This window comes from Streptomyces sp. NPDC002057 (assembly GCF_040296665.1).
In the GTDB taxonomy this organism is placed as follows: domain Bacteria; phylum Actinomycetota; class Actinomycetes; order Streptomycetales; family Streptomycetaceae; genus Streptomyces.
The window spans coordinates 109,977-135,676 of record NZ_JBEOXR010000016.1 but is presented as its reverse complement, the minus strand read 5'-3'; the positions used below and the strand labels follow the sequence as shown (position 1 = coordinate 135,676).

At 74.0% G+C, this 25,700-nt stretch carries 19 protein-coding genes and 1 tRNA gene; 16 read left to right on the top strand and 4 right to left on the bottom strand.

Going from position 1 to position 25,700, the window contains the following annotated elements; translation table 11 throughout:
- The 11 genes from ABT129_RS15820 to ABT129_RS15770 form a co-directional block, all read left to right on the top strand.
- On the top strand, nt 1–259 hold a 259-nt coding region (locus ABT129_RS15820), incomplete at its 5' end, for an STAS domain-containing protein (protein ID WP_351901113.1).
- A gap of 15 nt (nt 260–274) precedes the next feature.
- Nucleotides 275–733 (top strand): ATP-binding protein, encoded by a 459-nt coding sequence (locus ABT129_RS15815; RefSeq protein WP_351901111.1) that lies wholly within the window; start codon nt 275–277, stop codon nt 731–733.
- A gap of 161 nt (nt 734–894) precedes the next feature.
- Nucleotides 895–3,204 carry a sodium-translocating pyrophosphatase gene (locus tag ABT129_RS15810; RefSeq protein ID WP_351901109.1) on the top strand — a complete coding sequence of 770 codons (2,310 nt, stop codon included), beginning with the start codon at nt 895–897 and terminating at the stop codon, nt 3,202–3,204.
- Between the two features lie 161 nt (nt 3,205–3,365).
- A complete protein-coding gene (locus ABT129_RS15805) occupies nt 3,366–4,052 on the top strand; it encodes a small secreted protein (RefSeq protein WP_351901107.1) in 687 nt (228 codons plus the stop codon).
- A 115-nt stretch (nt 4,053–4,167) separates the two neighbouring features.
- A complete protein-coding gene (locus ABT129_RS15800) occupies nt 4,168–5,748 on the top strand; it encodes a DUF7059 domain-containing protein (protein WP_351901105.1) in 1,581 nt (526 codons plus the stop codon).
- A gap of 205 nt (nt 5,749–5,953) precedes the next feature.
- Nucleotides 5,954–6,310: a hypothetical protein gene (locus tag ABT129_RS15795; RefSeq protein WP_351901104.1), complete on the top strand. Its 357-nt coding sequence runs from the start codon at nt 5,954–5,956 to the stop codon at nt 6,308–6,310.
- 144 nt (nt 6,311–6,454) lie between these two features.
- A complete protein-coding gene (locus ABT129_RS15790; protein ID WP_351901102.1) occupies nt 6,455–6,652 on the top strand; it encodes a hypothetical protein in 198 nt (65 codons plus the stop codon).
- 273 nt (nt 6,653–6,925) lie between these two features.
- The gene (gene topA / locus ABT129_RS15785; RefSeq protein WP_351901100.1) at nt 6,926–9,766 is read left to right on the top strand and encodes a type I DNA topoisomerase; all 2,841 of its coding nucleotides are present in this window, start codon (nt 6,926–6,928) and stop codon (nt 9,764–9,766) included.
- 169 nt (nt 9,767–9,935) lie between these two features.
- Nucleotides 9,936–13,436 carry a dTMP kinase gene (gene tmk / locus ABT129_RS15780; protein ID WP_351901098.1) on the top strand — a complete coding sequence of 1,167 codons (3,501 nt, stop codon included), beginning with the start codon at nt 9,936–9,938 and terminating at the stop codon, nt 13,434–13,436.
- Between the two features lie 93 nt (nt 13,437–13,529).
- On the top strand, nt 13,530–14,327 hold the full coding sequence (locus ABT129_RS15775; RefSeq protein ID WP_351901097.1) for an ABC transporter ATP-binding protein: 798 nt from the start codon (nt 13,530–13,532) through the stop codon (nt 14,325–14,327).
- Nucleotides 14,324–16,804, top strand: a complete 2,481-nt coding sequence (locus tag ABT129_RS15770) for an FtsX-like permease family protein (RefSeq protein ID WP_351901096.1) — start codon at nt 14,324–14,326, stop codon at nt 16,802–16,804. Before ABT129_RS15775 ends, ABT129_RS15770 begins: the two co-directional genes overlap by 4 nt.
- 19 nt (nt 16,805–16,823) lie before the next feature.
- Here the strand turns inward: ABT129_RS15770 and ABT129_RS15765 are convergent, their stop codons facing one another.
- Together ABT129_RS15765 and ABT129_RS15760 are read right to left on the bottom strand one after the other, a co-directional pair.
- The gene (locus ABT129_RS15765; RefSeq protein ID WP_351901094.1) at nt 16,824–17,468 is read right to left on the bottom strand and encodes a LuxR C-terminal-related transcriptional regulator; all 645 of its coding nucleotides are present in this window, start codon (nt 17,466–17,468) and stop codon (nt 16,824–16,826) included.
- Complete coding sequence (locus ABT129_RS15760; protein WP_351901092.1) at nt 17,456–18,751, bottom strand: sensor histidine kinase; 1,296 nt, start codon at nt 18,749–18,751, stop codon at nt 17,456–17,458. The genes ABT129_RS15765 and ABT129_RS15760 overlap by 13 nt, the downstream gene beginning before the upstream one ends.
- A gap of 145 nt (nt 18,752–18,896) precedes the next feature.
- Here ABT129_RS15760 and ABT129_RS15755 point away from each other — a divergent pair, with 145 nt between their 5' ends.
- The 4 genes from ABT129_RS15755 to ABT129_RS15740 all read left to right on the top strand — a co-directional run bounded on the left by ABT129_RS15755 (nt 18,897) and on the right by ABT129_RS15740 (nt 22,264).
- Nucleotides 18,897–19,070 carry a hypothetical protein gene (locus tag ABT129_RS15755; RefSeq protein WP_351901090.1) on the top strand — a complete coding sequence of 58 codons (174 nt, stop codon included), beginning with the start codon at nt 18,897–18,899 and terminating at the stop codon, nt 19,068–19,070.
- A 175-nt stretch (nt 19,071–19,245) separates the two neighbouring features.
- Entirely contained in the window at nt 19,246–20,448 is a 1,203-nt protein-coding gene (locus tag ABT129_RS15750; RefSeq protein ID WP_351901088.1) for a DNA polymerase III subunit delta', read from the top strand.
- Nucleotides 20,449–20,548: 100 nt separating this feature from the next.
- The gene (locus tag ABT129_RS15745; protein WP_351901086.1) at nt 20,549–22,105 is read left to right on the top strand and encodes an alpha/beta hydrolase; all 1,557 of its coding nucleotides are present in this window, start codon (nt 20,549–20,551) and stop codon (nt 22,103–22,105) included.
- An 85-nt stretch (nt 22,106–22,190) separates the two neighbouring features.
- Nucleotides 22,191–22,264, top strand: a tRNA-Thr gene (locus tag ABT129_RS15740).
- A gap of 242 nt (nt 22,265–22,506) precedes the next feature.
- Here the strand turns inward: ABT129_RS15740 and ABT129_RS15735 are convergent.
- On the bottom strand, nt 22,507–23,838 hold the full coding sequence (locus tag ABT129_RS15735) for a tachylectin-related carbohydrate-binding protein (RefSeq protein ID WP_351901084.1): 1,332 nt from the start codon (nt 23,836–23,838) through the stop codon (nt 22,507–22,509).
- A gap of 251 nt (nt 23,839–24,089) precedes the next feature.
- Here ABT129_RS15735 and ABT129_RS15730 point away from each other — a divergent pair, with 251 nt between their 5' ends.
- On the top strand, nt 24,090–24,776 hold the full coding sequence (locus ABT129_RS15730; protein WP_351901082.1) for a pyridoxamine 5'-phosphate oxidase family protein: 687 nt from the start codon (nt 24,090–24,092) through the stop codon (nt 24,774–24,776).
- Between the two features lie 12 nt (nt 24,777–24,788).
- Here the strand turns inward: ABT129_RS15730 and ABT129_RS15725 are convergent, their stop codons facing one another.
- Nucleotides 24,789–25,673, bottom strand: a complete 885-nt coding sequence (locus ABT129_RS15725; protein ID WP_351901080.1) for a sigma factor-like helix-turn-helix DNA-binding protein — start codon at nt 25,671–25,673, stop codon at nt 24,789–24,791.
- Between the last annotated feature and the right edge of the window lie 27 nt (nt 25,674–25,700).

Below are 25,700 nucleotides of genomic sequence, written 5' to 3'. Positions count from 1 at the left end.
CAAGCTGCGCGAGCAGTTGGTCGAGTTGGTGAACGACGGCAGCTACCACCTGGTCGTCGACATGGAGGGCGTGGACTTCCTCGACTCCACCGGCCTCGGTGTGCTGGTCGGCGGCCTGAAGCGCGTCCGCGCGCATGAGGGCTCGCTGCGTCTGGTCTGCAACCAGGAGCGCATTCTGAAGATTTTCCGGATCACGGGTCTCACCAAGGTGTTCCCGATCCACACCTCGGTCGACGAGGCCGTCAACGCCGTCGACTGAGCCCAGGGGGTTCGTATGGCCACCGTTGAACTCCGCTTCAGCGCTCAGCCCGAGCACGTCCGCACGGCCCGCCTGGTGGCGGCCGCGGTGGCGCGCCGGGCAGGGGTGGACGAGGCGGTCCTCGACGAGGTGCGTCTCGCCGTCGGTGAGGCCTGTTCCCGTGCGGTCGGGCTGCACCGCAGCAACGACGTCACCACGCCGATCAGAGTCGTGCTGACCGAGGAGGAGAAGACGTTCTCCATCGAGGTCGGCGACGAGGTCCCGGGCGCGGGGGTCGCGGCGGCCGATGCCGCCGGTGTCCCCGGCGCGCGGAGCGCGGCCCCGGCCGAGGACTTCGACGACGCCGACGGAGAGGACGAGATGGGTCTCGCGGTGATCCGCGGGCTCGTCGACGACGTCGAGGTGAGCGCCGGCGAGGACGGCGGCACGATCCGGATGAGCTGGCCGGTGAATTCGGCGGACGTCCTGTCCTGACCCGTACGGGTGGGGCGAGAAGCCCGTGACAACGCACGACGAGAAGAGGCCCTGCCCCGCAGGGCCTCTTCTCGTCGTGCGTTGTCTCGCGTTGGTGCATCCGCGCGGGGGGTCCGCCGCATCCCCGTTCGTACCGGTTCGCGTCCCTATGATCCGTCCCCATGTACCCCACTTCTCTCGCCGCGGCAGTGCTGACGAGCGGGAACCGCACGATCGTGTACGTCGTCGGCGCCGTCGCCCTCGTCGCGCTGCTCGTCGCGCGGCTCCTCGTCGGCCAGGTGCTCAAGGCCGGTGAGGGCACCGAGCGGATGAGGGAGATCGCCGCCGCCGTGCAGGAGGGGGCCAACGCCTACCTCGCGCGGCAGCTGCGGACCCTCGCCGTCTTCGCGGTCGCCGTGTTCTTCCTGCTGTTGCTGCTGCCCGCGGACAACTGGTCGCAGCGTTCGGGGCGTTCCCTGTTCTTCCTGGTGGGGGCGCTCTTCTCGGCGGTCACCGGGTACATCGGCATGCGGCTCGCCGTACGGGCGAACGTGCGGGTCGCCGCGGCCGCGAGAGAGGCCACCCCGGCGGAGGGCGAGCCGGAGCGGAACCCGGGGGTGGTCGCGCACCGGGCCATGCGGATCGCGTTCCGTACCGGCGGGGTCGTCGGGATGTGCACGGTGGGCCTCGGACTGCTCGGGGCGGTCTGTGTCGTCCTCGTCTACGCGGCCGACGCGCCCAAGGTCCTGGAGGGATTCGGGCTCGGTGCCGCGCTCATCGCCATGTTCATGCGCGTCGGCGGCGGCATCTTCACCAAGGCCGCCGACGTCGGCGCCGACCTGGTCGGCAAGGTCGAGAAGGGCATCCCGGAGGACGACCCGCGCAACGCGGCCACCATCGCCGACAACGTGGGCGACAACGTCGGCGACTGCGCGGGCATGGCGGCCGACCTCTTCGAGTCGTACGCCGTGACCCTGGTCGCGGCGCTCATCCTCGGCACGGCGGCCTTCGGCGACCACGGCCTCGCGTTCCCCCTGATCGTGCCCGCGATCGGCGTGGTCACGGCGGTGATCGGCATCTTCGCGGTCTCCCCGCGGCGCACCGACCGCGGCGGGATGAGCGCGATCAACCGCGGCTTCCTCGTCTCGGCGGTGATCTCGCTCGTCGGTGTCGCCGTCGCCGCCTTCGCGTACCTGCCGTCCTCCTACGCGGAACTCGAGGGCGTGACGGTGCCGGGCATCCGCGACCACGCCGGCGATCCCCGGGTCCTGGCCCTGGTCGCCGTCGCCCTCGGCATCGTCCTGGCGGCGCTGATCCAGCAGCTCACCGGCTACTTCACGGAGACGAGCCGGCGGCCGGTCAGGGACGTCGGCAAGTCCTCGCTCACCGGCCCCGCGACCGTCGTCCTCGCGGGCGTGGCCCTCGGCATGGAGTCCGCCGTCTACACGGCGCTCCTGATCGGGCTCACGCTGTACGGGGCGTTCCTGCTCGGCGGTGCCTCGATCATGCTCGCGCTGTTCGCGGTCGCCCTGGCCGGGACGGGCCTGCTCACCACCGTCGGGGTGATCGTCGCCATGGACACCTTCGGCCCGGTCGCCGACAACGCCCAGGGCATCGCGGAGATGTCCGGGGACGTGCGGGGCGCGGGGGCCCAGGTCCTCACCGAGCTGGACGCCGTCGGCAACACGACGAAGGCCATCACCAAGGGCATCGCCATCGCCACCGCCGTCCTGGCGGCCTCGGCGCTCTTCGGCTCGTACCGGGACGCGATCGCGACCTCGGTCGTCGAGGTCGGCGCGAGGGCGGACGAGCTGACGCTCTCGATGGACATCTCGCAGCCCAACAACCTCTTCGGGCTGATCCTCGGCTCGGCGGTCGTTTTCCTCTTCTCGGGGCTCGCGATCAACGCCGTGTCCCGGTCGGCGGGATCGGTGGTCTACGAGGTGCGGAGGCAGTTCCGCGAGCACCCCGGGATCATGGACCACACCGAGAAGCCGGAGTACGGACGGGTCGTCGACATCTGCACCAGGGACGCGCTGCGTGAACTCGCCACGCCCGGGCTGCTCGCCGTGATGGCCCCGATCGCGGTCGGCTTCGGGCTCGGCGTCGGCGCGCTCGGCTCGTACCTCGCCGGAGCGATCGGCACGGGCGCGCTGATGGCGGTCTTCCTCGCCAACTCCGGTGGTGCCTGGGACAACGCGAAGAAGCTGGTGGAGGACGGGAACCACGGTGGCAAGGGCAGTGAGGCGCACGAGGCGACCGTCATCGGGGACACGGTCGGCGACCCGTTCAAGGACACGGCCGGCCCGGCGCTCAACCCGCTTCTGAAGGTGATGAACCTGGTCGCGCTGCTGATCGCCCCGGCGGTCGTGCAGTTCGGTCACGGGGCCGACGCCAGCCCCGGACTCCGGGGGGCCGTCGCGGGATTCGCGCTCCTCGTCGTGGTCGTGGCGGTGTGGGTCTCCAAGAGGCGTTCGGTGACCGTCTCCTGACGTGGCGTCCGTCTCATTTCCGTCCGCTCACGAGGGACGTGAGAGGTCTCTCCCTTGGTTCAAAAGGCTGCAATACAGGACGAATCAGTCCTACGAAAGGTGGTTGTAGCCCGTTCGGCGTGTATGTTCCGGGGCCGAGAGCCTTGGAAGGGACCGATCCGGTGAACAAGAAGCTTGCGGCCGCACTGTCCGGCGGCGCGGTACTGGTGCTCGCGCTGTCGGGTTGCAGCGACGACGAGGGCAACAAGGTGGACGACTGGGCGAAGACGTTCTGCGACCAGGCGAAGCCCCAGATCCAGAAGCGGGCCGACGCCCACCAGATCATCATCTCGACGGCTGCCGACAGCAAGCCCGCGGAGATCCAGGCCGCCGACTCGAAGGCGTTCCAGGACATCGCGAACGCCGACCGGGCGCTTGCCAAGGCCGTCGAGAGCGCCGGCGCCCCGCCCGTCGAGAACGGCGAGAAGGTCCAGCAGGACGCGATCAAGGAGCTCAACGCCACCGCGGTGGCGTACGAGGGGCTCAAGAAGCAGGTCGACGCGCTGGACCCGACGAACCAGCAGAAGTTCGCGGACGGCCTCCAGGGCGTCGCCGACGGTCTGACCCGCATCGAGAAGATGGACCAGAACGCCCTGTCCAAGCTGGAGGAGGGCGAGCTGGGCCAGGCGATGGCCAAGCAGCCCGGCTGCCAGAAGCCCACGGCCTCGGTTCCGCCGAAGACCTCCGGCTCGGCCTCTCCGAAGCCCGGTTCCACCTCGGACGCCTCGGGCCAGGCCTCGGACTCCGCCGAGCCCAAGGCGTCCACCAAGCCGTCCGGCAAGTCGACGGCGGCCAAGACCGAGGAGTAGTCGGACCATCCGCCCGGGGCCGATCCGGCCCCGGGCGGTCGCATCCCCGGGACGAACCGGTGGCCTCCGTCGGGTCGGCCGCCCGGTTGTCGGTGGCGGCGGTCACAATGGAGCGGTGAGTACGCCCAGCCTGCCCCCCCGCCTCCCGGTGCCCGCGCACGCCACCCGTCTGCGCGAGGCCCTGCTCGCCGCCGACTTCACCGCCGACGGGCTGCTGGAGCTGCTCGGCGCCCCGGCCTACGCGGCGCTCGCCCGCAGCGAGACCGTGCCCGCCCTGCGCTCCACCCGCGGCGACTCCCCGCTGGCGACCCTCGTCCGGCTCTTCCTGCTCCAGGAGGCCGTCGGGCACGACCGGGCCGCCGCCGCCCTCCCGCTCGCCGAGGCCCTCGCCGACGGCTGGGTGGTCCACGAGGACGACTCCGTGTCCGCGACGGTCGACGTCCGGCCGTACGGCGGGCCGGACGGCGAGGACTGGTTCATCGTCTCCGACCTCGGCTGCGCGGTCGGCGGCGCGGGCGGCAGCGGCAGGAACGGCCGCCAGGCGGAGGAGGCCGTCGTCCTCGGCGTCGGCGGTGCCTCCACCACCCTCGCCGGCATCACCGTCCCCACGACCGTCTCCTCCGCGCTCGACCTCGGCACCGGCTCCGGCATCCAGGCTCTGCACGCCGCCCAGCACGCCACCCTGGTCACCGCCACCGACCTCAACCCGCGCGCCCTGGACTTCACGCGGCTCACGCTCGCCCTCTCCGGGGCCCGCGAGGCCGAGCTGCTGACGGGCTCGCTCTTCGAGCCCGTCGACGGCGACACGTACGACCTGATCGTCTCCAACCCGCCGTTCGTGATCTCCCCCGGCGCCCGCCTCACCTACCGGGACGGCGGGATGGGCGGCGACGACCTGTGCCGCACGCTCGTGCAGCAGGCGGGCGAGCGGCTCAACGACGGCGGGTACGCCCAGTTCCTCGCCAACTGGCAGCACGTCGACGGCGAGGAGTGGCAGGACCGGCTGCGGTCCTGGGTGCCTGCGGGCTGCGACGCCTGGATCGTGCAGCGCGAGGTCCAGGACATCACGCAGTACGCGGAACTCTGGCTGCGGGACAGCGGCGACCACCACGGCGACCCGGACGCGTACCAGGAGGCGTACGGCCGCTGGCTCGACGAGTTCGAGGCCCGCAAGACGCGCGCGGTGGGCTTCGGCTGGATCACGATCCGGCGGAACGGAGCCGTGGCCTCCGGAGCCGTGGAGCCGTCGATCCTCGTCGAGGAGTGGCCGCACCCGGTCGAGCAGCCCCTCGGCCCCACCGTCCGCGCCCACTTCGAGCGCCAGGACTACCTGCGCGCCCACGACGACGCCGCGCTCCTCGCCGACCGGTTCACGCTCGCGCCCGAGGTGGTGCAGGAGCAGGTCGGGCTGCCGGGCGCCGAGGACCCCGAGCACGTCGTGCTCCGGCAGAACCGGGGCATGCGCCGCGCCACCAGGGTGGACCACGTCGGCGCGGGGTTCGCCGGCGTCTGCGACGGCACCCTGAGCGCGGGCCGCATCCTCGACGCGATCGGGCAGTTGATGGGCGAGGACCCGGTGATACTGCGGGACCGCACCCCGCAGGCCATCCGGCTGCTCGTCGAGGAGGGCTTCCTGCTGCCCGTGGGGGAGGAGACCCCCGCCGGGGAGCGGACGCCCGAGGAGTACGGGGCCTGATCCGCATCGCCCCGGACGAGGCCTCGCCCGGGGCGACCGGGATCGCGATCGGCCCGCTGCGCGACGCGTCCTGCCCGACGCACCTCGTGCCGCCGCACCACAACCCCTCCCGGCCGTACCGGGAGTGGGTGGGGCAGGCGCGGGCGGTCCGGCGGGAGGACGACCGTCCCCGGCCGCTCCGAAACCTGTTCGCCGGAGGGTGGAGATGTTCCGCTTCCCCGCCACCGCGCGGCTCGTCGGCGGCGGCGGGGCGACCTCCTGCCGGGCGTTGTCCGACGGGACGACCCCGCCCCTGTTCATCGGAACCCCGCTGGTCGGGCCGCTCCTCCAGGTGTTCTTCCTCGTCCGCCCGGGCAGGGAACCCGGGGTCGCCGACGCCGGTTTCCACCTCCTGGGGAGCGCCGTCCTCACGGCTTCCACCTCCTGCGTGTCCGGCCGCACGATGGCCCGCGCCGACGAGCGCCGGTACGGCACGCTCGGGGCCGCCCGGTCCCGGTCCCGTGCCGCTCGTCGCGGCGGGCGCCTGCGCGGCAGCCGCCGGGCCGCGCTCGGCACCGTGTGAGGAGTGGGTCACTACCGGCCATCTTCGTGAAACCGTACGAGACGCTCCGCGTCGTTCACCCGGAATTCGCACCCATGACGCCCGGAGGTGTCAGCCTCGGCCTCGGGAGACGAACACCGCACGTGGACGGAACGGGGTACGGGCATGGAGAGCGGGCCGGCGATCTTCGCGGGGGCGGCGTTCACGCTGTTCGGAGGTGCGCTGCTGCTGTGGACCACCGTGCGGACGCTGCACCGTGAGCCCGTGGCGTACGGGGTCGCCCCGCGGACGGCCCTGGCGGTCACGAGCCTCTCCGGAGCCGCCTTCCTCCTGCTCGGCGTCTGGTGCTTCGGCAGGCTCTGAACCGGGCTCCGACCCCCTCTCCGGACCTGTCTCCGGATCTCTCTCCACGCCCCGGCGCGGAGGTCCCGCCCCGCCCGACCGGGAGTCCGGGCGGCAGGAATGCCAGGACTCGGGTTACCGTTCGAGTGGCCGTTGCGGGCTTTCGCCGTTTGACACGGGGGCGGGTTGTACCGTCACACTCCGCAGCGACGGGAGCGTCACCGTCCGTGCCGCTGCCGTGCGTGCCAGCGCCGTACGTGCCCAGAGAGTGTCGATCCGGAGAGAAGAGCGAAGTTGTCCCCGACCAGCGAGACCGCACACGGCGGCCGCCGACTCGTCATCGTCGAGTCGCCTGCCAAGGCGAAGACGATCAAGGGCTACCTCGGCCCCGGCTACGTGGTCGAGGCGAGCGTCGGGCACATCCGTGACCTCCCCAGCGGCGCCGCGGAGGTGCCCGAGAAGTACACCGGCGAGGTGCGCCGCCTCGGGGTCGACGTCGAGCACGACTTCCAGCCCATCTACGTCGTCAACGCCGACAAGAAGGCGCAGGTCAGGAAGCTCAAGGAGCTGCTGGCCGAGTCCGACGAGCTCTACCTCGCCACCGATGAGGACCGCGAGGGCGAGGCCATCGCGTGGCACCTCCAGGAAGTCCTGAAGCCCAAGGTCCCGGTCCACCGGATGGTCTTCCACGAGATCACCAAGGACGCGATCCGCGAGGCCGTCGCCAACCCGCGCGAGCTGAACCAGCGCATGGTCGACGCCCAGGAGACCCGCCGCATCCTCGACCGGCTGTACGGCTACGAGGTCTCGCCGGTCCTGTGGAAGAAGGTCATGCCGCGGCTCTCCGCCGGCCGCGTGCAGTCCGTCGCCACCCGGCTCGTCGTCGAGCGGGAGCGCGAGCGCATCGCCTTCCGTTCCGCCGAGTACTGGGACCTCACCGGCACCTTCGGCACCGGCCGCTCCGGTGACGCCTCGGACCCGTCCCAGCTGGTCGCGCGCCTCGCGTCGGTCGACGGCAAGCGCGTCGCGCAGGGCCGTGACTTCGGCTCCGACGGTCGCCTGAAGAGCGAGAGCGTGCTCCACCTGGACGAGGCGAACGCGCGGGCCCTGTCCGCCGCGCTCGCCGACACCTCGTTCTCCGTGCGCTCGGTCGAGTCGAAGCCGTACCGCCGCTCCCCGTACGCCCCCTTCCGGACCACCACCCTCCAGCAGGAGGCGAGCCGCAAGCTGGGCTTCGGTGCGAAGGCGACCATGCAGGTGGCGCAGAAGCTGTACGAGAACGGCTTCATCACCTACATGCGTACGGACTCCACGATCCTGTCCGACACCGCAGTCTCGGCGGCGCGGGCCCAGGTCACGCAGTTGTACGGCGCCGACTACCTGCCGGAGAAGCCGCGCGTCTACGCCGGCAAGGTCAAGAACGCCCAGGAGGCGCACGAGGCGATTCGTCCTTCGGGTGATCGTTTCCGCACTCCGGCGGAGACCGGCCTGACCGGCGACCAGTTCCGCCTCTACGAGCTGATCTGGAAGCGGACCGTCGCCTCCCAGATGAAGGACGCGACCGGCAACTCGGTCACCGTGAAGATCGGCGGCCGGGCGTCCGACGGCCGGGACGCCGAGTTCAGCGCCTCCGGCAAGACGATCACCTTCCACGGCTTCATGAAGGCGTACGTCGAAGGCGCCGACGACCCGAACGCGGAGCTCGACGACCGCGAGCGGCGCCTGCCGCAGGTCACCGAGGGCGACGCGCTCACCGCCGACGAGATCACGGTGGACGGCCACGCGACCAAGCCGCCGGCCCGCTACACCGAGGCCTCGCTGGTCAAGGAGCTGGAAGAGCGCGAGATCGGCCGCCCGTCGACGTACGCGTCGATCATCGGCACGATCCTCGACCGCGGCTACGTCTTCAAGAAGGGCACGGCCCTCGTGCCGTCCTTCCTGAGCTTCGCCGTCGTCAACCTCCTGGAGACCCACTTCGGGCGGCTCGTCGACTACGACTTCACCGCCCGGATGGAGGACGACCTCGACCGCATCGCCCGCGGCGAGGCCAAGTCCGTGCCGTGGCTGAAGCGTTTCTACTTCGGCGAGACCGAGGGCGGTACGGCCGCCTCCGGCGGTGCCGCCGACGCGGGCAACGGCGACGGAGACCACCTCGGCGGCCTCAAGGAGCTCGTCACCGACCTCGGCGCGATCGACGCCCGCGAGATCTCCTCCTTCCCCGTCGGCAACGACATCGTGCTCCGCGTCGGCCGCTACGGCCCGTACGTCGAGCGCGGCGAGAAGGACGCCGAGGGCCACCAGCGCGCCGACGTCCCCGAGGAGCTCGCGCCCGACGAGCTGACCGTCGAACTCGCGGAGGAGCTGCTCGCCAAGCCGAGCGGCGACTTCGAGCTGGGCGCCGACCCGGTCAGCGGGCACCAGATCGTCGCGAAGGACGGCCGCTACGGCCCGTACGTCACGGAGATCCTGCCCGAGGGCACCCCGAAGACCGGCAAGAACGCGGTGAAGCCGCGCACGGCCTCCCTCTTCAAGTCGATGACCCTCGACACCGTCACCCTGGAGGACGCGCTCCGGCTGATGTCCCTCCCCAGGGTCGTCGGCGCGGACGCCGAGGGCGTCGAGATCACCGCGCAGAACGGCCGCTACGGCCCGTACCTGAAGAAGGGCACGGACTCGCGGTCGCTCACCGACGAGGAGCAGCTCTTCACGATCACCCTCGAAGAGGCGCTCGCGATCTACGCCCAGCCGAAGCAGCGGGGCCGGGCCGCGGCCAAGCCGCCGCTGAAGGAACTGGGCACCGACCCGGTCAGCGAGAAGCCCGTGGTCGTCAAGGACGGGCGCTTCGGCCCGTACGTGACGGACGGCGAGACCAACGCCACCCTGCGCACCGACGACAGCGTGGAGACGATCACGCCCGAGCGCGGCTACGAGCTGCTCGCCGAGAAGCGGGCCAAGGGACCGGCGAAGAAGACCGCCAAGAAGGCCCCGGCCAAGAAGGCGACCACCGCGAAGAAGACGGCCACGAAGACGGCGGCGAAGAAGACCACCGCCACCAAGAAGACGGCCGCCAAGAAGACCACGACGGCGAAGAAGACGACCGCGGCCAAGAAGACGGCGGCGGCGAAGCCGGAGTAGTCCCTCCGCGCGGGAGCCCCTCCCGCGCGGAAGTGGGTGAGCGCGACGACGTGAGAACGGCGGGGGCGGAGGCGGGTGCCTCCGCCCCCGCCGTTCGGCTTGTCACAGGCTCGTCCGGATGTTCGGGCGGGGGCCGCGGGGAGCAATCCCGTCCGGATAGGGTGGACGGATGACGCGAGCAGAGCAGCCAGACCGCCTCGGCGATTCCGACGCCGCACTCGTCGCGGATTCCGGGGAGCGTGCCGTACGCGCCCTGTTGCGCCATCAGCCACTGCGCAGGTTGTGGAGCGCCCACCTCGTCGGCGGCACCGGTGACGTCCTCGCCCTCCTCGTCCTCGTCCTCCTCGGCCTCCAGGCCGCCGTGACCGAGGGCGCGCTCGGAGGGGGCTACCGGGGGGCCGCGCTCGCCGTGGCCGCCGTCGTCGGCGCGCGGCTGTTCGCCTCGGTCCTCTTCGGCGCCGTCCTCCTCGGACCGCTGACCGCCCTCACCGGGCCCGGCGGCGCGCTCGACCGGCGCTGGACCATGATCGGCGCCGACGGTGTCCGGATCGCGCTGCTCGTCATCGCCCCCCTGTGGATCGACTGGACCCCCGGCAGCGCCCTCTGGTACCTGCTCGGCACCGTCTTCGTCACCGGCGCGGCCGAACGGCTCTGGACCATCAGCCGCGAGGGCGCCGCGCCCGCGCTGCTGCCCGCCCCGCCGATCGAGGGCGGCGCCGTACGGCCGCTGCCCGACCACCTCGCCGCGCTCCGGCGGCTCTCCCAGCGCACCGGCTTCCTCGCCGTCCCGGCCGCGGCCGCGATCCTGCTCGTCGCCACGCTCGTCGGCAACCTGCTCGGCGCCGGGATCGACTGGTTCTCGCTGCACCAGGCCGCCCTCGCCTCGTACGTCGCCGCCGGCCTCTTCGCGGCCTCCGTCACCGTCCTCTACGCGATGGCGCTGCCCGGCGGGGCCACGCCCCGGCCGCGCTCGCCCCTGGAGGGCCTGCGCCGGCCGACCGCCGAGAAGGGCGGCAAGGGCGCGTCCGACGAGGCTTCCACGGGCGGCGTCGAGAAGGGCCGTACCGGGGCCCTCTCCCTCTTCGTCCTGGCCTGCGCCACCGTCGCCGGAGCCATCGCCGCGGCCGCGTCCCTCGCCGTGCTCCACGCGTACGACCTGGGCGGCGGACCCGTCACGTACGCGCTCCTGATCCTGGCGCTCAGCGGCGCCACCGCCGTCGGCATCCGCACCGCGGGCTCCGTCCTGCCCGTCCTGTCCCGGCGCCGGCTGCTCGCCCTCGTGACCGCCGTCACCGGGATCGCGCTGATCGCCATGGGCCTGGTCCCGGACACGGCGACCGTGCTGTTCCTCGCCGTCCTCGCCGGCTACGCCGCGGGCGTCGCCGCGAACACCGGCCACGTCCTCGTCGACCAGGAGACCGAGGAGCCCCGCAGGGCCCGGACCACCGAGCACCTCCAGGCCACCGCCCGCGTCGGCATGGGCATCGGCGCGCTCGCCGCCCCGCTGCTCGCCGCCGCGATCGGCCCGCACCGCCTCGCCTCCGGCGACTTCGTCCTCGCGCACGGCGGCGCCGCCTTCACCCTCGCGCTGATCGGCGCCCTGCTGCTGCCGGTCGCCGCGCTCGTCCTCGCGAAGACCGACGACCGCGCGGGCGTCCCGCTCCGCCGCGACCTGCGCGACGCGGTCCGCGGCTCCGACCCGGTGCAGGCGCCCTCGCCGACCGGCTTCTTCATCGCCCTGGAGGGCGGCGACGGGGCCGGCAAGTCCACGCAGGTCCAGGCGCTCGCCGAGTGGATCCGCGCCAAGGGCCACGAGGTCGTCGTCACCCGCGAGCCCGGCGCCACCCCGATCGGCAAGCGGCTCCGCTCGATCCTCCTCGACGTGTCGTCGGCGGGGCTCTCCAACCGCGCCGAGGCCCTGCTGTACGCGGCCGACCGCGCCGAGCACGTCGACTCCCTGGTCCGGCCCGCCCTGGAGCGGGGCGCGATCGTCCTCTCCGACCGCTACATCGACTCGTCCGTGGCCTACCAGGGCGCCGGCCGCGACCTCTCCCCGACCGAGATCGCCCGCATCTCGCGCTGGGCGACCGACGGGCTCGTCCCGCACCTGACCGTGGTCCTCGACGTCTCCCCGGAGACCGCGCGGGAACGGTTCACCGAGGCACCCGACCGTCTGGAGTCCGAGCCGCCGGAGTTCCACGCGCGCGTGCGGGCCGGATTCCTCGCCCTCGCCTCCGCCGACCCCAGCCGTTACCTCGTCGTCGACGCGGGCCAGGAGCCCGAGGCCGTCACCACGGTCGTACGCCACCGGCTCGACCGGATGCTGCCGCTCTCCGAGGCCGAGGTGAAGGCCGTCGAGGAGGCCCGCCGGAAGGCCGAGGAGGAGGCGCGGCGCCGCGCCGAGGAAGAGGCCGCCCGCAAGGCCGAGGAGGAGCGCCTGGAGCGCGAGCGCCAGGCACAGCTCGCCAAGCTCCGCGCCGAGGAGGAGGAGCGCAAGCGGCGCGAGGAGGAGGAGGCGCGCCGCCTGGAGGCCGAACGTCAGGCGGAGGAGGCCCGGCGCAAGGCCGAGGAGGCCCGGATCGCCGCCGAGGAGGAGCGCAAGCGCCTCGCGGCCGAGGAGAAGGCCCGCCAGGAGGAGCAGGAACGCCTCCGCGCGGAGGAAGAGGAGAAGGCCCGGCTGCGGGCCGAGGCGGAGGAACGCCGCCTGGAGAAGCAGCGCAAGGCCGAAGAGGCGCTGCTCCGCGCCGAGGAGGCCCGCCGGATGGCCGAGGCCGCCGCCGCCGCGAAGGCGGCGGAGGAGGCCTCGGCGAAGGCCGCGGCCGAGAAGGCGGCTGCCGAGGCCGCCGCCAGGGCCGAGGCGGAGCGGGCGGCCGCCGAGCAGGCGGCTGCGGAGCTGGCCGCCGCCCGGCGGGTCGAGGCGGAGAAGGCGGCCCGGGAGCGGGCCGCGGCCGAGAAGCAGGCCGCCGCCGTCGAGAGGGCCGCGGCGGAGGCGAAGGCGGCTCAGGAGCGGGCGGCCGCCGAGGCCGAGGCCCGGGCCACCGAGATCTCGGCGAACGAGGTCACGCAGGCGACCCCGATCGTGAAGCCGGACCCGCGGACCGATCCCCGGGCGGCCGTGCGGCGGGACGGGAAGCAGGAGGCCCCGGCGGACAGCCGGCGGGACCGCGAGCCCGACGCGCCGACCGTCTCGCCCGAAGAGGTCACCCTCGCCTCGCCCGTCGTGAAGATCGGGAAGACCGGGAAGCCGGAGGCCGAGACGGCCGTGCTGCCCCAGGTCCGTGAGACGCGCGGCGCCGACGAGACCGCCGTGCTGCCCCAGGTCCGTGAGACGCGCGGCGCCGACGAGACCGCCGTGCTGCCCGTCGTACGGGACACGGAGCCGGCCGCGGCGCGGGACGCCGAGTCGACCGCCGTGCTGCCTCCCGTGCGGGACGCCCGGGCGTCCGACCCCGTCGACCGGGTGCCGCAGGGCATCTTCCGCGACGCGCGGGAGGAGGCGGACGGTGCGAACGACCGGACCCGCGAGCTGCCCCAGCTCGACGAGAACGGCCGGCCCCGCCGCCGCTCCGACTGGGCGGAGGAGACCCCGCTCGACGATCTGCCGACGCTCGCGGACGAGCTCTTCGGCCCGCACGACGACGAGGACGAGGGCCGCCGGCGCCGCCGCTGAGCCCTGTCCGACGGGAGGGTGGAGCTAGCTCCACCCTCCCGTCGGAAGCCAGCCCCATACCGCTGTGAGCTGTGCTTTTCTAGCGTTGTCGGCATGACGACGACTGCAGTGACGGAGAGCGGCACCCCCCGCGCCCTGGACGCCGCCCTCGCCCTCGACGGGGTGGGCCGGACGTACGGACGCGGGGCCCCCGCCCTCGACGGGGTGAGCCTGGCCGTGCCGCGCGGCCGGTTCGTGGCGGTGATGGGCCGGTCGGGATCCGGCAAGTCCACCCTGCTGCGGTGCGCGGCGGGACTCGAACGTCCGACGACCGGGACCGTACGGATCGGCGGCACCGACCTCGCCACGCTGAAGGCCGCCGGACTCACCCGGCTCCGGCGGGACCGCGTCGGCTTCGTCTTCCAGTCGCTGAACCTCGTCTCCGCCCTCGACGTGCGGGAGAACGTCACCCTGCCCCTGCTCCTCGCCGGAGCCCGCGAAGGCCGGGAGCTCGACGCCCGCGCCCTCGCCGGACTCGCCGCCGTCGGGCTCGCCGACCGGGCCGGGGACATGCCGGAGAACCTGTCCGGCGGCCAGCGCCAACGGGTGGCGATCGCCCGCGCCCTGGTCAACGAACCGGAGGTCGTCTTCGCCGACGAGCCGACCGCCGCGCTCGACCCGGTCACGGCGGCCGGCGTCCTCGCCCTGCTGCGCCGCGCGGTCGACGAGCGGGGGACCACCGTCGTCCTCGTCACCCACGACCCGGTGGCCGCCGCCTGGACGGACGAAGCCGTGTTCCTCGACCGGGGCCGGCTCGTCGGTCACCTGCGCCGTCCGGACGAGTCCGGCGTACGGGAGATGCTCGGCGCTCACGCCGACGCGGGACACCGGCGTGTGGTGGTGGCCCGGTGAAGCCGCTGCGGAATCCCGCGGTCCGGCTGCTCGCGGCCCGGTCCCTGCGGACCCACCGGAAGGCGTGGGCGGCGGTGTTCGCGGCCGTCGCCGTCACCTCCGCGCTCCTCGGCGCCCTGGCCCTCGCCCTCGGCTCGACCGGACTCGGCCACGCGCGCGTGGAGCGGTACGCGGCCGCGCCCGTCGTCGTCGCAGGCGACCAGGAGATCCGCTGGACGACGAAGCCGTGGGGCGGTGAGCCGACCACGGAGACGGCCGGTCTGACGGAGCGGGTACGGGTACCGGGCGCGGCCGTCGACGTGCTGCGGGCGGTGCCGGGCGTCCTGGCCGCGGTGCCGGACCCCACCTTCGTCGTACGGGAGCCGGGGGCGGGTGCCGCCGGGACCACGACCTTCACCGGGCGCTCCTGGGAGGCGGCCCGGCTCGCCCCGTACCGCCTGCTCGACGGGCGGGAGCCGCGCGGGGCCGGGGAGGCCGTCCTGGGGTCCGGTGCGGGGGTCGGGGTCGGGGACACCGTCGCCGGCCGGAAGGTCGTCGGCGTCGCCGAAGGGCCCGCCGCGCTGTACGTCACGGCGGGGGAGGCGGCGAGGCTCGCCGGGACCGTCAGGGCCGGTGGGGCCGGTGGGGTCGGTGAGGCTGGTGGGGCTGGTGGGGCCGCCGCTCCCGGCGGTGGCGTCGACGCCGTCGGGGTTCTCGCCGAGCCCGGTGTGTCCGCGGACACCCTCCACGCGCGCGTGCGGGCCGCCCTGGACCGGGCCGGGCTCAAGGACACCGCCTCGGGCCAGCCGCTGCGGGCGCTCACCGGCGACGGACGGGGCGGCGCCGAGCACCTCGCCGCGCCCCCCGCGCGCATGGATCTCCTCCACCTCCTCGCCGCCGTCTCCGGGACCTTCGTCCTCGTCGCGGTCCTCGTCCTCGCCTCGCTCGTCGCCCAGGCGCTCCAGCAGCGCGCCGCCGAGCGGGAACTGCTCCTCTCGGTCGGCGCGACCCCCCGTCAGGTGCGGGCGGCGGCCGGCCGGGAGGTGACCCGGGTGGCGGGCCTCGCGGCCCTGGTCGGCGCTGCCCTGGCCGTACCCGTCTTCCTGGGGCTGTGGTCGGCGCTGCGGGCCCGTACCGGAGTCGTACCGGAGGGGCTCGAACTCCCCTCCCCGGCGTGGCTGTTCGCCGCCACTCCGGTCGTCGCCGCCGTCGTGGTGGGCATCACCCGGCTCGTCGTCCTCTTCGCGGCCCGGCGCCCCGGCCGCCCGGGGAACGGCCGCGCGCGGCGCGTCAGCGGGATCGTGCTGCTCCTGGCGGGGGTGGCGTCGGCCGTCACGGCCACCACCCAGGGCGGGGAGGCGGCCGGCGCCGCCGCCGGCGCGGCCACGGTGACGCTGGTCGCCGGGTGCGCGGTGCTCGGACCGTGGATCGCGCGGGCCGCGATGGCGGTCCTGGACCGGCCGTTCCGCCGCCTCGGCGGCGCACCCGGACGACTCACGGCCGCCGGCGCGAGCGCGCACTCGCGCCGGCTCGGGGCCGCGCTCGTCCCCGTCGTCCTCGTCACCGCCTTCGCGCTCGTCCAGCTCTCGGCGGGCACCACGGTGGAACGGGCCGCCGCCGCGCAGGCGCGGGCCGCGACGACCGCGGACCTCGCGTTCACCGGCACCACCGCTGATCAGGTGCGGAAGCTGCCCGGCGTCGAGGCGGCCACGGACGTGCTGCGTTCGACGGTCGTCCTGGCCCGGACGGAGGCCGGTACGCCGCGACTCGACCGGCTTCCGGTCCTCGGCGTGGACGGCGCGGGCCTGACGGGCACGCTCGACCCGGGTGTCGTCGACGGCGACCTCGCCGGACTCACCGCGCCGGGCACGGTCGCGGTCGGCGCCGACATGGCCGAGTCCCTTGAGGCGAGGACCGGTTCGACGGTCGAGCTGCGCCTCGGGGACGGGACGCGGAAGCGGCTGCGGGTGGTGGCGGTGTACGAACGCTCGCTCGCCCTGGGCGAGTTCCTCCTGCCCACGACCGAACTGGCCGCGCACATGGGCGATCCGTCCCCCGCGCGCGTACTGGCCGCCACAAAGAAGGCGGGCCCGGGCACCCCCGTGGCGCCCGAGCGGGTGATGCCGCCCGGGGCCGAGCTGAACGGGATCGTCTCCGCCGCGATCGTCTCCGCGATCGGAGGCCTCACCCTCCTCTCCGTCCTCAGCACCCTCACCCTGATCGGAGCCGGACGGCGCGGCGAGCTGCGACTGCTCGGCCAGGTGGGCGCCTCGGCCGGTCAGCTGCGCCGGATGCTCGGCCTGGAGGCGGGGTTCCTGACCGCCGCGGGACTGGTCATCGGGGTCGTCGTGGCCGCGCTGCCGCTGACCGCCTTCGCCTGGTCGCTCACGGGCGGCCTGCCGTACCTGCCGCCCGGGCAGGCCGGACTGATCGCCGGCACGGTGGTGGTCACCGTGGTCGCGGGGGTCTTCCTGCCCTCCCGGAAACAGCGGGCCTGAGCACCCTCCCCGGCGGTGCCTACGCGTCGAGGTAGGCGAGGACGGCGAGGACCCGGCGGTGGCCGCCACTGTCGCTCGGGGGCAGACCGAGCTTCAGGAAGACATTGCCGATGTGCTTGTGCACGGCCCGCTCGGTGACCACCATCGAGCGGGCGATCGTGCCGTTGTCGTGGCCCTGGGCCATCAGTTCCAGGACCTCGCGCTCGCGGGGCGTGAGGGAGTCCAGCGGGTCGTCGCGGCGGCGGGCGAGCAGTTCGGTGACGACCTCCGGGTCCAGGGCCGTACCGCCGGCGGCGACCCGTTCCAGGGCGTCGAGGAACTCGTCCACCCGCCCCACCCGGTCCTTCAGGAGGTAGCCGACGCCCTGCGCGCCGCCGCCCAGGAGCTCGGCCGCGTACGTCTCCTCGACGTACTGGGAGAGCACGAGGACCGGCAGTCCGGGCAGCTGTGCGCGGGCCGCCAGCGCCGCCCGCAGCCCCTCGTCGCGGAAGCCGGGCGGCAGCCGTACGTCGAGTACGGCCACGTCCGGCCGGTGTTCGAGGAGCAGCGGCAGGATCTCGGGGCCGGTGGCCGCGACTCCGGCGACCTCGTGGCCCGAGGAGGTCAGCAGCAGCACCAGACCCTCTCTCAGGAGGGCGTTGTCCTCGGCGATCACCACACGCACGGAAGCTCCACTTCGATCAGGGTCGGGCCCCCTTCGGGGCTGGTCAGTCGTACGGTGCCGTCCAGTGCGGCGACCCGGCGGCGCATGCCCGTGAGCCCGGAGCCCTCGCGTTCGCCGGCCTCGGCCCCGCCGCGGCCCTCGTCCGCCACGCGCACGCGCAGGGCGGCCGGTTCGCGGGTGAGGTCGACGGAGGCGCGGGAAGCCCCGCTGTGCTTGGCGGCGTTGGTGAGGGCCTCGGCGACGACGAAGTACGCGGCGGCCTCGACGGCGGCGGGGGCGAGGTGGCCGTCGGGGGCGGGACGACCGTCGTCGGGCCGGTGGTCGGCGGGGCGGAGGCCGGTCGGCGCCTCGGTGTCGGCGTCGGGCAAGGGGCCGGTCGGCGCCTGGGTGTCGGTGTCGGCCCGGGAACTGTCCGCCAGGCCCGTCACGGAGACCCTCACCTCCAGGCCACTGCTCGCGGCGAGGGCCCGTACCGCGCCGGTCAGGCCCCGGTCGGTGAGGATCGGCGGGTGGATGCCCCGCACCACGTGCCGCAGCTCGGCCAGCGCCTCCTCGGCCTGGGTCTGCGCGTCGTCGAGGAACCCGCGGGCCCTCGCGGGATCGGAGTCGTACATCCGCCTGGCCAGGCCGATCCGCATGGAGAGCGCCACGAGGTGGGCCTGCGCCCCGTCGTGCAGATCGCGCTCGATCCGGCGCAGTTCGGCGCCGTGCGCGGCGATCGCGCCCGCCCGGGTGGCCGTCAGCTGCTCGATGCGGGCGGCGAGCGCGGCGTCCCGGGCGGCCGACGGGGTGGGCGTGAGCAGGGCGCGCGACCACTCGGCGCCCAGGCCGGCGAGCCGGCCGATCAGCGGGAGGGCCACCGGGGGCCGTCCCGCGAGTCCGGTGACCACGCCGTCGACCATCAGCGCGGGTAGCCACAGCACCAGGGAGGCGTACCAGAGCGCCAGGCCGTAGAAGAGCTGCGCGGCGGCCCAGACGAGGTCCCGCACCGTGCCGGGGTCGGTGACGGCGGTGCGCACGCGCGCGGGGAGGGGGCCTTCGAGCGGGAGGTACGCCTCCGGTACGGGCGTCCCGGTCCACGCGCCGGTGCGACGGCGTTCCCAGCCGGCGAGCCGGCGCAGCAGCAGCACGCTCTCCGGCAGCACACCGGCGCCGATGACCGTGACGGTGAGGAAGGCCGTGAAGAGGGCGACGCCGGCCATCAGGTAGCAGAGGATCGCGACCGCGGCCCCGCTCAGGAGGTGGAGGGACGCCCGGCCGGCTTCCTCGATCGCGTCGCGCATTCCGACAGGTTATGCGGCGGGCCCGAGGGGGCGCGGTGGAGCAGGCACCACCATCGGTCCGGGGGAGCGCACCGCTGTGCCGGTTCGTGACGGCGACGAAGATCGAATGCGTACCCCCCGCTTCCCCCGACCCACGGAGACCTCCATGCGATTCCTGCTCTGGCTGCTGTTCACGGCGGGTGTCCTCGGCAACGCCTACATCAACACCCTCGCCCACCTCACCGGCGCCGCCCACCTCGCGGCGAGCGTCGGCAGCGGTGTGGCGGTCCTCGGCTCCGCCGTCGGCCTCTGGCTCACGCGCTCACGCGCCGAGGCGTGAACGGAGCCCGAACCTTCGGCGCCGGGGCCCGGACCTTCCGCGCCGGGGCCCGGACCTTCCGCGCCGAGGCCGAACCTCCCGCGCCGGGGCCCGGACCGGTGTCCGGCGGATCGCGCGCGGCGGGGGTTGTCAGAGGACTGCCCCACAATGGAGGCGTACCTGAGGAGGGGCAGACATGGCCGTATGGGACGACCTGGTCGGACAGGCGAAGGTCGAGGAGCAGCTCGCCGCCGCCGCGCGGGACGCCGACGCGCTCGTGACCGCCCACTCCGCCGGGGAGCCCGATCCCGAGGCCTCGAAGATGACCCACGCCTGGCTCTTCACCGGCCCGCCGGGGTCGGGGCGGGCGACCGCGGCGCGGGCGTTCGCCGCCGCGCTGCAGTGCGTGAGCCCCGACCGGGCGCTCGGCGGAGCACCGGGCTGCGGCTTCTGCGACGGCTGCCACACCACCCTCGTCGGCACCCACGCGGACGTGGAGATCGTCCGTACGGACCTGCTGTCCATCGGTGTGAAGGAGACCCGCGAGCTCGTCCGGCGCGCCCAGCTCTCACCGGCGGGCGGCCGCTGGCAGGTCATCGTCCTGGAGGACGCCGACCGGCTCACCGAGGGCGCGGGCAACGTCCTCCTGAAGGCCGTCGAGGAGCCCGCCCCGCGCACGGTCTGGCTGCTCTGCGCGCCCTCCCTGGAGGACGTGCTCCCCACGATCCGCTCCCGCTGCCGCCACCTGACCCTGCGCACCCCGCCCGTGGAGGCGGTCGCCGACGTGCTCGTGCGGCGCGACGGCATCGAGCCGGAGGCGGCGCACGCCGCCGCCCGCGCCACCCAGGGCCACATCGACCGGGCGCGGCGGCTCGCGACGGACGAGCGGGCCCGCGCGCGCAGGTCCGTCGTCCTCAAGCTGCCCCTGCGGGTCGACGACGTCGGCGGCTGCCTCAAGGCCGCCCAGGAGCTGGTGGACGCGGCGGCCGAGGACGCGAAGCAGGTCGCGGAGGAGGTCGACGTCAAGGAGACCGAGGAGCTGAAGACGGCCCTCGGCGGCGGGCAGGGCGGGCGGATGCCGCGCGGTACGGCCGGCGCGATGAAGGAGCTGGAGGAGCGGCAGAAGCGGCGCAAGACGCGTACCCAGCGCGACAGCCTGGACCTCGCGCTCACCGACCTGACGGGCTTCTACCGCGATGTCCTGGCCCTCCAGCTGCGTTCCCGCTCGGCCCTCGCGAACACGGACGTGCGGGACGCGCTGGAGCGGATCGCCCGCGGCACCACGCCGGAGCGCACGCTCCGCCGCATCGAGGCGATCCTCGCCTGCCGGCAGGCCCTCGACCGGAACGTGGCGCCGCTGCTCGCCGTGGAGGCGATGACGATGGCGCTGCGGGACTGACGTCATGTCCGGTGGCCGGGTCCGGTGGAGGCGCGGTGGGCCGGAGCCCGTGGAATCCGCGATTGGACACGGTGCGTACCCGTCCGGATACGCTCCGGCAATGGACTCCAGGCGTTTGCTCCGTACCTCCGCCACGGCCCTCGCGGCCGCCGGACTGATCCTCTCCGGCTGCTCGGGCGGCAGCGACGCGGCGGCGTCCCGCACCACGTCGGCCCCGCCGGCCGCGGCCGGCGCCGCCTCCCCCTCGCCCGAGGCGCTGAAGGGGTTCTACGCGCAGAAGCTGCGGTGGCGCGACTGCGGGGTCCCGAGCTTCCAGTGCGCCACCCTGCGCGCGCCCCTGGACTACGCGAAGCCGGACGCGGGCGAGATCGAGCTGGCGGTCTCGCGGGTCCGGGCGACCGGCCCCGGCAAGCGGCTGGGCTCGCTCCTGGTCAACCCGGGCGGTCCCGGCGGCTCCGCCGTCGGCTACCTCCAGGGGTACGCGGGCGTCGGCTACCCCGCGCCGGTCCGCGCCCGCTACGACATGGTGGCCGTCGACCCCCGGGGAGTCGCCCGCAGCGAGCCCGTCGAGTGTCTGACGGGCCCGCAGATGGACACGTACACCCAGGTCGACCAGACGCCCGACACCACCGCCGAGGTCAACGCGCTGAGCGCCGCCTTCAAGGAGTTCGCGGCCGGCTGCGCCAAGAGGTCGGGGAAGATCCTGCCGCACGTCTCCACCGTCGAGACGGCCCGCGACATGGACATCCTGCGGGCGGTCCTCGGCGACGAGAAGCTCAGCTACGTGGGGGCCTCGTACGGCACGTTCCTCGGCGCCACCTACGCCGAGCTCTTCCCGGGCCGGGTCGGCCGCCTCGTCCTCGACGGGGCGATGGACCCGTCGCTGTCGGCGATCGACCTCAACCGCGACCAGACCGCGGGCTTCGAGACCTCCTTCCGCGCCTTCGCCGCCGACTGCGTCCGCACGCCGGACTGCCCGCTGGGCACCGGGTCGGTGGCGGCGGCGGGCGAGGCGCTGCGGAGGTTCTTCCGCGAGGTGGACGCCGAGCCGGTGCCCACCGGGGAGAGCCGGGAGCTCGGCGAGTCCCTCGCCACCACCGGGGTGATCGCGGCGATGTACGACGAGGGCGCCTGGCCCCAGCTGCGCGAGGCCCTCGCCCAGGCGATCGGCGGCGAGGGCGCGGGCCTCCTCGCGCTCGCGGACAGCTACTACGAGCGCGAGGCGGACGGCACGTACGCCAACCTCATGTTCGCCAACGCCGCCGTGAACTGCCTGGACCTGCCGCCCGCCTACCCGGGCCCCGCCCTCGTCGAGAGGGCCGTCCCGTCCTTCGAGCAGGCCTCCCCGGTCTTCGGCAAGGGGCTCGCCTGGGCCGCCCTGAACTGCACCTCCTGGCCGACCCCGCCGACCGGCCGCCCCCACCGCATCATCGCCGAGGGCGCCGCCCCGATCCTGGTCGTCGGCACCACTCGCGACCCCGCCACCCCGTACAAGTGGGCCCGGTCCCTGGCGGGCCAGCTCTCCTCCGGCACCCTCCTCACCTACGAGGGCGACGGCCACACCGCGTACGGCCGGGGCAGCGACTGCGTCGACACCGCGATCAACACCTACCTCCTGGAGGGCACCCCTCCGGCGGAGGGAAAGCGCTGCTCATAGGGCCTCTCCGGGGGTGGTCGGAGCACCCCCGGAAACTGTGTAGACTTGGCGTCGCTGCTGCACCCACCATGGGTACGCGCAGCGCGCCGCCTTAGCTCAGCTGGCCAGAGCAACGCACTCGTAATGCGTAGGTCTCGGGTTCGAATCCCGAAGGCGGCTCGGAATTACCCCAGGACTCACTCGCCGTGACCTGGGGTTTTTTCATGCCCGGAGACGACGTCGGAGCCGCGCGCGAGCCGCGGGGGCTCATGGCCTGCCCCCACGGGGGAGGCCCCCCGGGTTGAACTCCGGGGGGCCTTTGGGTCTTCGTCGGGCGGTCGGTCCGAGGCCGCAACGGGGCTACGGACGCGTTCGGTTCGACCGAGCGGGCGCGACGGGAGCGGCCTGTCTCGGCGTACCGCTCAGAAGATCAGGTCGTAGGTGTTCCAGCCGCCGCCGACGAGGGAGCGGGAGGAGCCGGGGGCGTAGCCGACCAGGGGCTTGAGCACGCCCTGGTGGAGCCAGAGCTTGCCGTCCTTGTCCCGGGCGACGAGATCGGGGCGATCGTCACGTCCGAGTTCGGCGCTGCCCGCGATCGCCGTGTACGTGTTCCACCCGCCGCCGACGCGCTGGCGCTGCTGGAAGGGCGGGTAGGGGTAGCGGTCAGAGGGGTTGTACTTCCACAGCACGCCGTCCTTGTCCCGGCCCAGGGCCCCGTCGTGGGCGCCCGACATGGTCAGGGCGGTGTACGTGTTCCAGCCGCCGCCCACCCGCTTCCGCGGTCCGTACAGCGAGTCGTACTCCGCCTTGTAGCGCCACATCACGCCGTCCTTGTCCCGGGCGACCAGAGTGCCGTCACCGGCGCCGACGAGGGCCGTGTACGTGTTCCAGCCGCCGCCGACCCGCTTCCGCGGCGCGAAGGGCGCGGAGGGCTTGCCGGTGCCCGCGTAGTACCAGAGGACCCCCGCCTTGTCGCGGGCGACGAGGTCTCCCCGGCCGTCCGCCGTGGCGGACGTGAGCGGGGCGACGGCGGTGTAGGCGTTCCAGCCGCCGCCGACCCGCTTGCGCGCCGCGAACGGCCGGGTGACGTCGCCCGTGGACTCGTACCGCCACAGCACACCGTCCTTGTCCCGCGCGTGGACGGCGCCGCGCTGCCCCGGCGGAGGCGTCCCGGGGACGAAGTCGAGTTCGAGGCTGCCCTGGGCCAGGGGCGCGCCCATGCCGTTGTCCCTCAGTTCGACGTGGGCGTACGGGCGGCCAAGGGCGAGCGCGGTCCGGTCGGCGTCCAGGGTGACGGTGTAGGTGAGGGTCTCGGCGGCCGGCACCGCGGGAAGGGCGAGGGAGGGCACGTTGGGCGGATCATTCAGGACGGGCGGGTTGTGGGGCATGTCCCACGCACACTCCCCGTACGAGACGCCGTTGACCGCGCAGACGGAGCGCACCCCGTCCGGGCTCACCGGCGAACTGCCCGGCTCGTCCTCGGTCAGCCAGGTGCTCAGGCGGAAGGAGGCGGTCACCGGCCCTTTGACGCCCGCCGGCAGTGTGGCCGTGAACCGCAGCGTCACCGGCCCTTCCTCGCCCGCCGGAACGGCCAGTCGGCCGCCCTCCTGGACGATCGTCCCGACCTCCGCCGCCTCGGTGCCGGCGGCGGTCGCCGCCGGGGACGCGGCGAAGGCCGCCGAGCCCCCGAACGTCACCGGCGCCAGCGCCGCGACCAATGCCGCCGCCACCACGGCCTTACGCACACGTGCCACGTGAACCTCCTCGATTCCCGGAAGCACCCCTGCGCTCCCCGTTCACCCGTTCGACACGGCGAGGTCGCGAAAGGTTGTACCGCGCCCGGCGAATCACCCCAGGACTCACGCGCCGTGGCCTGGGGACTTCTCATGCCCTCTGGCCGGCCGCTCCCGTGTTTCGACAGGCGGGCCGGGGTGGCGGGGGTGGGGTGGGAGGTCGTACAACTCCTGGAGATCTCTTACGTCGGCGGCGGGAACCTGGGGGCAGTGTGAGTGGCATCGTGGGGAACGGGGACGAGTTGGCCGTGACCGGGCGGACCCGGCTGCGGCGGCTGCGGGAGCAGGGGAGTCATCGGCGGGCCGATCTCGACGCGGTGCTCGGTGCCGGGTTCCTCTGTCATCTCGGGGTCACCGTCGACGGGTCGACGATGGTCGTGCCCACCGTCTACGGCGTCGAGGGCGACCAGCTGTACCTGCACGGGTCTGTCGCCAGCCGCAGTCTGGTGCGGGCGCCCGAGGCCACCGTCTGTGTCACCGTCACCCATGTCGACGGGCTCGTCCTCGCCCGTTCCGTCTTCGAGCACGGCGTCAACTACCGCTGCGCGATGGTCTACGGCGTTCCCCGTGTCGTCACCGACCCCGACGAGAGGCTGCGGGGGCTCCGGGCGCTGACCGAGCAGAGCGCGCCGGGTCAGTGGGAGTACGTACGGCAGCCCAGCCGCAAGGAGTTGGCCGCGACGGTGCTGCTGGCGCTCGACCTGACCGAGGCTTCCGTGAAGACCCGGAGCGGACCGCCGGACGACGGCGACTCCGAGGACGCGGCGCTCGGGCTCTGGGCGGGAGTCCTGCCGGTGGTGACCACCTTCGGTGCGCCGGTGACCGATCCGCTGCTGCCGGCCGGCTCCGTGCCGCCCGTCCACGTGGCCTCCCGCGCGGGGCGTGTCCTGGGGGAGTGAGCCGGGGCGCGCTCAGAGCCTGAGGTTCAGGTGGTCGAGGCGCTTCTGGTCCGCCAGGGCGTGGACGGCGGTGATCCGGCCCTCCAGGACCGTGAAGGTGAAGACGATCTTCGGGTCCCGCTTCGGCGGCCACGCCAGGCCGGCCGCCCCGTCCACCACGGCCTTCCCCGCCGTGCTCGTCCAGGCGACGAGCGCCTCCGCGACCGCCGCCGGGCCGTGCGCGCCCGGTACGCCGTCGCGTACGGCCGTCTCGTCGGCGCGCAGCACCACCTCGGGGTCCAGGAGGGCCCGCAGGGCGTCGGTGTCGCCGCTCCGCGAGGCCGCCAGGAAGGCGGCCACCACCTCGCGCTGGCGGGCGAGGTCGGGCTCCGGCATCTCCTCGGCCTCCCGCAGCCGGTATCGGGCCCGGCCGGCCAGCTGCCGGGTCGCCGCCGGAGTGCGCTCCACGACCTCGGCGATCTCCTCGTACGGCACGGAGAACTCGTCGTGCAGCACGAAGGCCAGCCGCTCCGGGGGTGTCAGGGCGTCCAGTGCCGCCGACACCGGCCGGTCCTCCGGGGCCGCGGTCGAGGTCGGGGCCGCCGTCCCGGCGGTGGTCGAGGTCGGGGTCATCCAGGGGTTCCAGGGGTCCCAGGGGTGGTCGCGGTGCGTCTCGTGGGCGCGGAGCCGGGTCAGGCAGGCGCGGGCCACGGCCTTCGTCGGTTCGTCCGCGGTGGTCCGGCCGGCCTCCCGGCGCCGCCAGGTCCTCCGCGCGTCCTCCACCGCGTCGTCCGCCTCCTCCGAGGTGCCGAGGAGGCGGTAGGCGATCGCCCTCAGCCGGGGGCGGTGTTCCTCGAAGAGGGTCGTGGTCAGGGTGTCCACGTCATCCACCGCAGCCTCGTCGTCCAGGTCATCCACCGGGCTCGACCTCCGTGTTCCGCGCCG

What these genes read in the sequence shown, in the direction of transcription:
- ABT129_RS15750 (WP_351901088.1), top strand. Translation starts at nt 19,246, where the DNA reads ATGGCCGTATGGGACGACCTGGTCGGACAGGCGAAGGTCGAGGAGCAG.
- ABT129_RS15815 (WP_351901111.1), top strand. Translation starts at nt 275, where the DNA reads ATGGCCACCGTTGAACTCCGCTTCAGCGCTCAGCCCGAGCACGTCCGC.
- ABT129_RS15760 (WP_351901092.1), bottom strand. Translation starts at nt 18,751, where the DNA reads ATGCGCGACGCGATCGAGGAAGCCGGCCGGGCGTCCCTCCACCTCCTG.
- tmk (WP_351901098.1), top strand. Translation starts at nt 9,936, where the DNA reads ATGACGCGAGCAGAGCAGCCAGACCGCCTCGGCGATTCCGACGCCGCA.
- ABT129_RS15795 (WP_351901104.1), top strand. Translation starts at nt 5,954, where the DNA reads ATGTTCCGCTTCCCCGCCACCGCGCGGCTCGTCGGCGGCGGCGGGGCG.
- ABT129_RS15755 (WP_351901090.1), top strand. Translation starts at nt 18,897, where the DNA reads ATGCGATTCCTGCTCTGGCTGCTGTTCACGGCGGGTGTCCTCGGCAAC.
- ABT129_RS15810 (WP_351901109.1), top strand. Translation starts at nt 895, where the DNA reads ATGTACCCCACTTCTCTCGCCGCGGCAGTGCTGACGAGCGGGAACCGC.
- ABT129_RS15790 (WP_351901102.1), top strand. Translation starts at nt 6,455, where the DNA reads ATGGAGAGCGGGCCGGCGATCTTCGCGGGGGCGGCGTTCACGCTGTTC.
- ABT129_RS15745 (WP_351901086.1), top strand. Translation starts at nt 20,549, where the DNA reads ATGGACTCCAGGCGTTTGCTCCGTACCTCCGCCACGGCCCTCGCGGCC.
- ABT129_RS15775 (WP_351901097.1), top strand. Translation starts at nt 13,530, where the DNA reads ATGACGACGACTGCAGTGACGGAGAGCGGCACCCCCCGCGCCCTGGAC.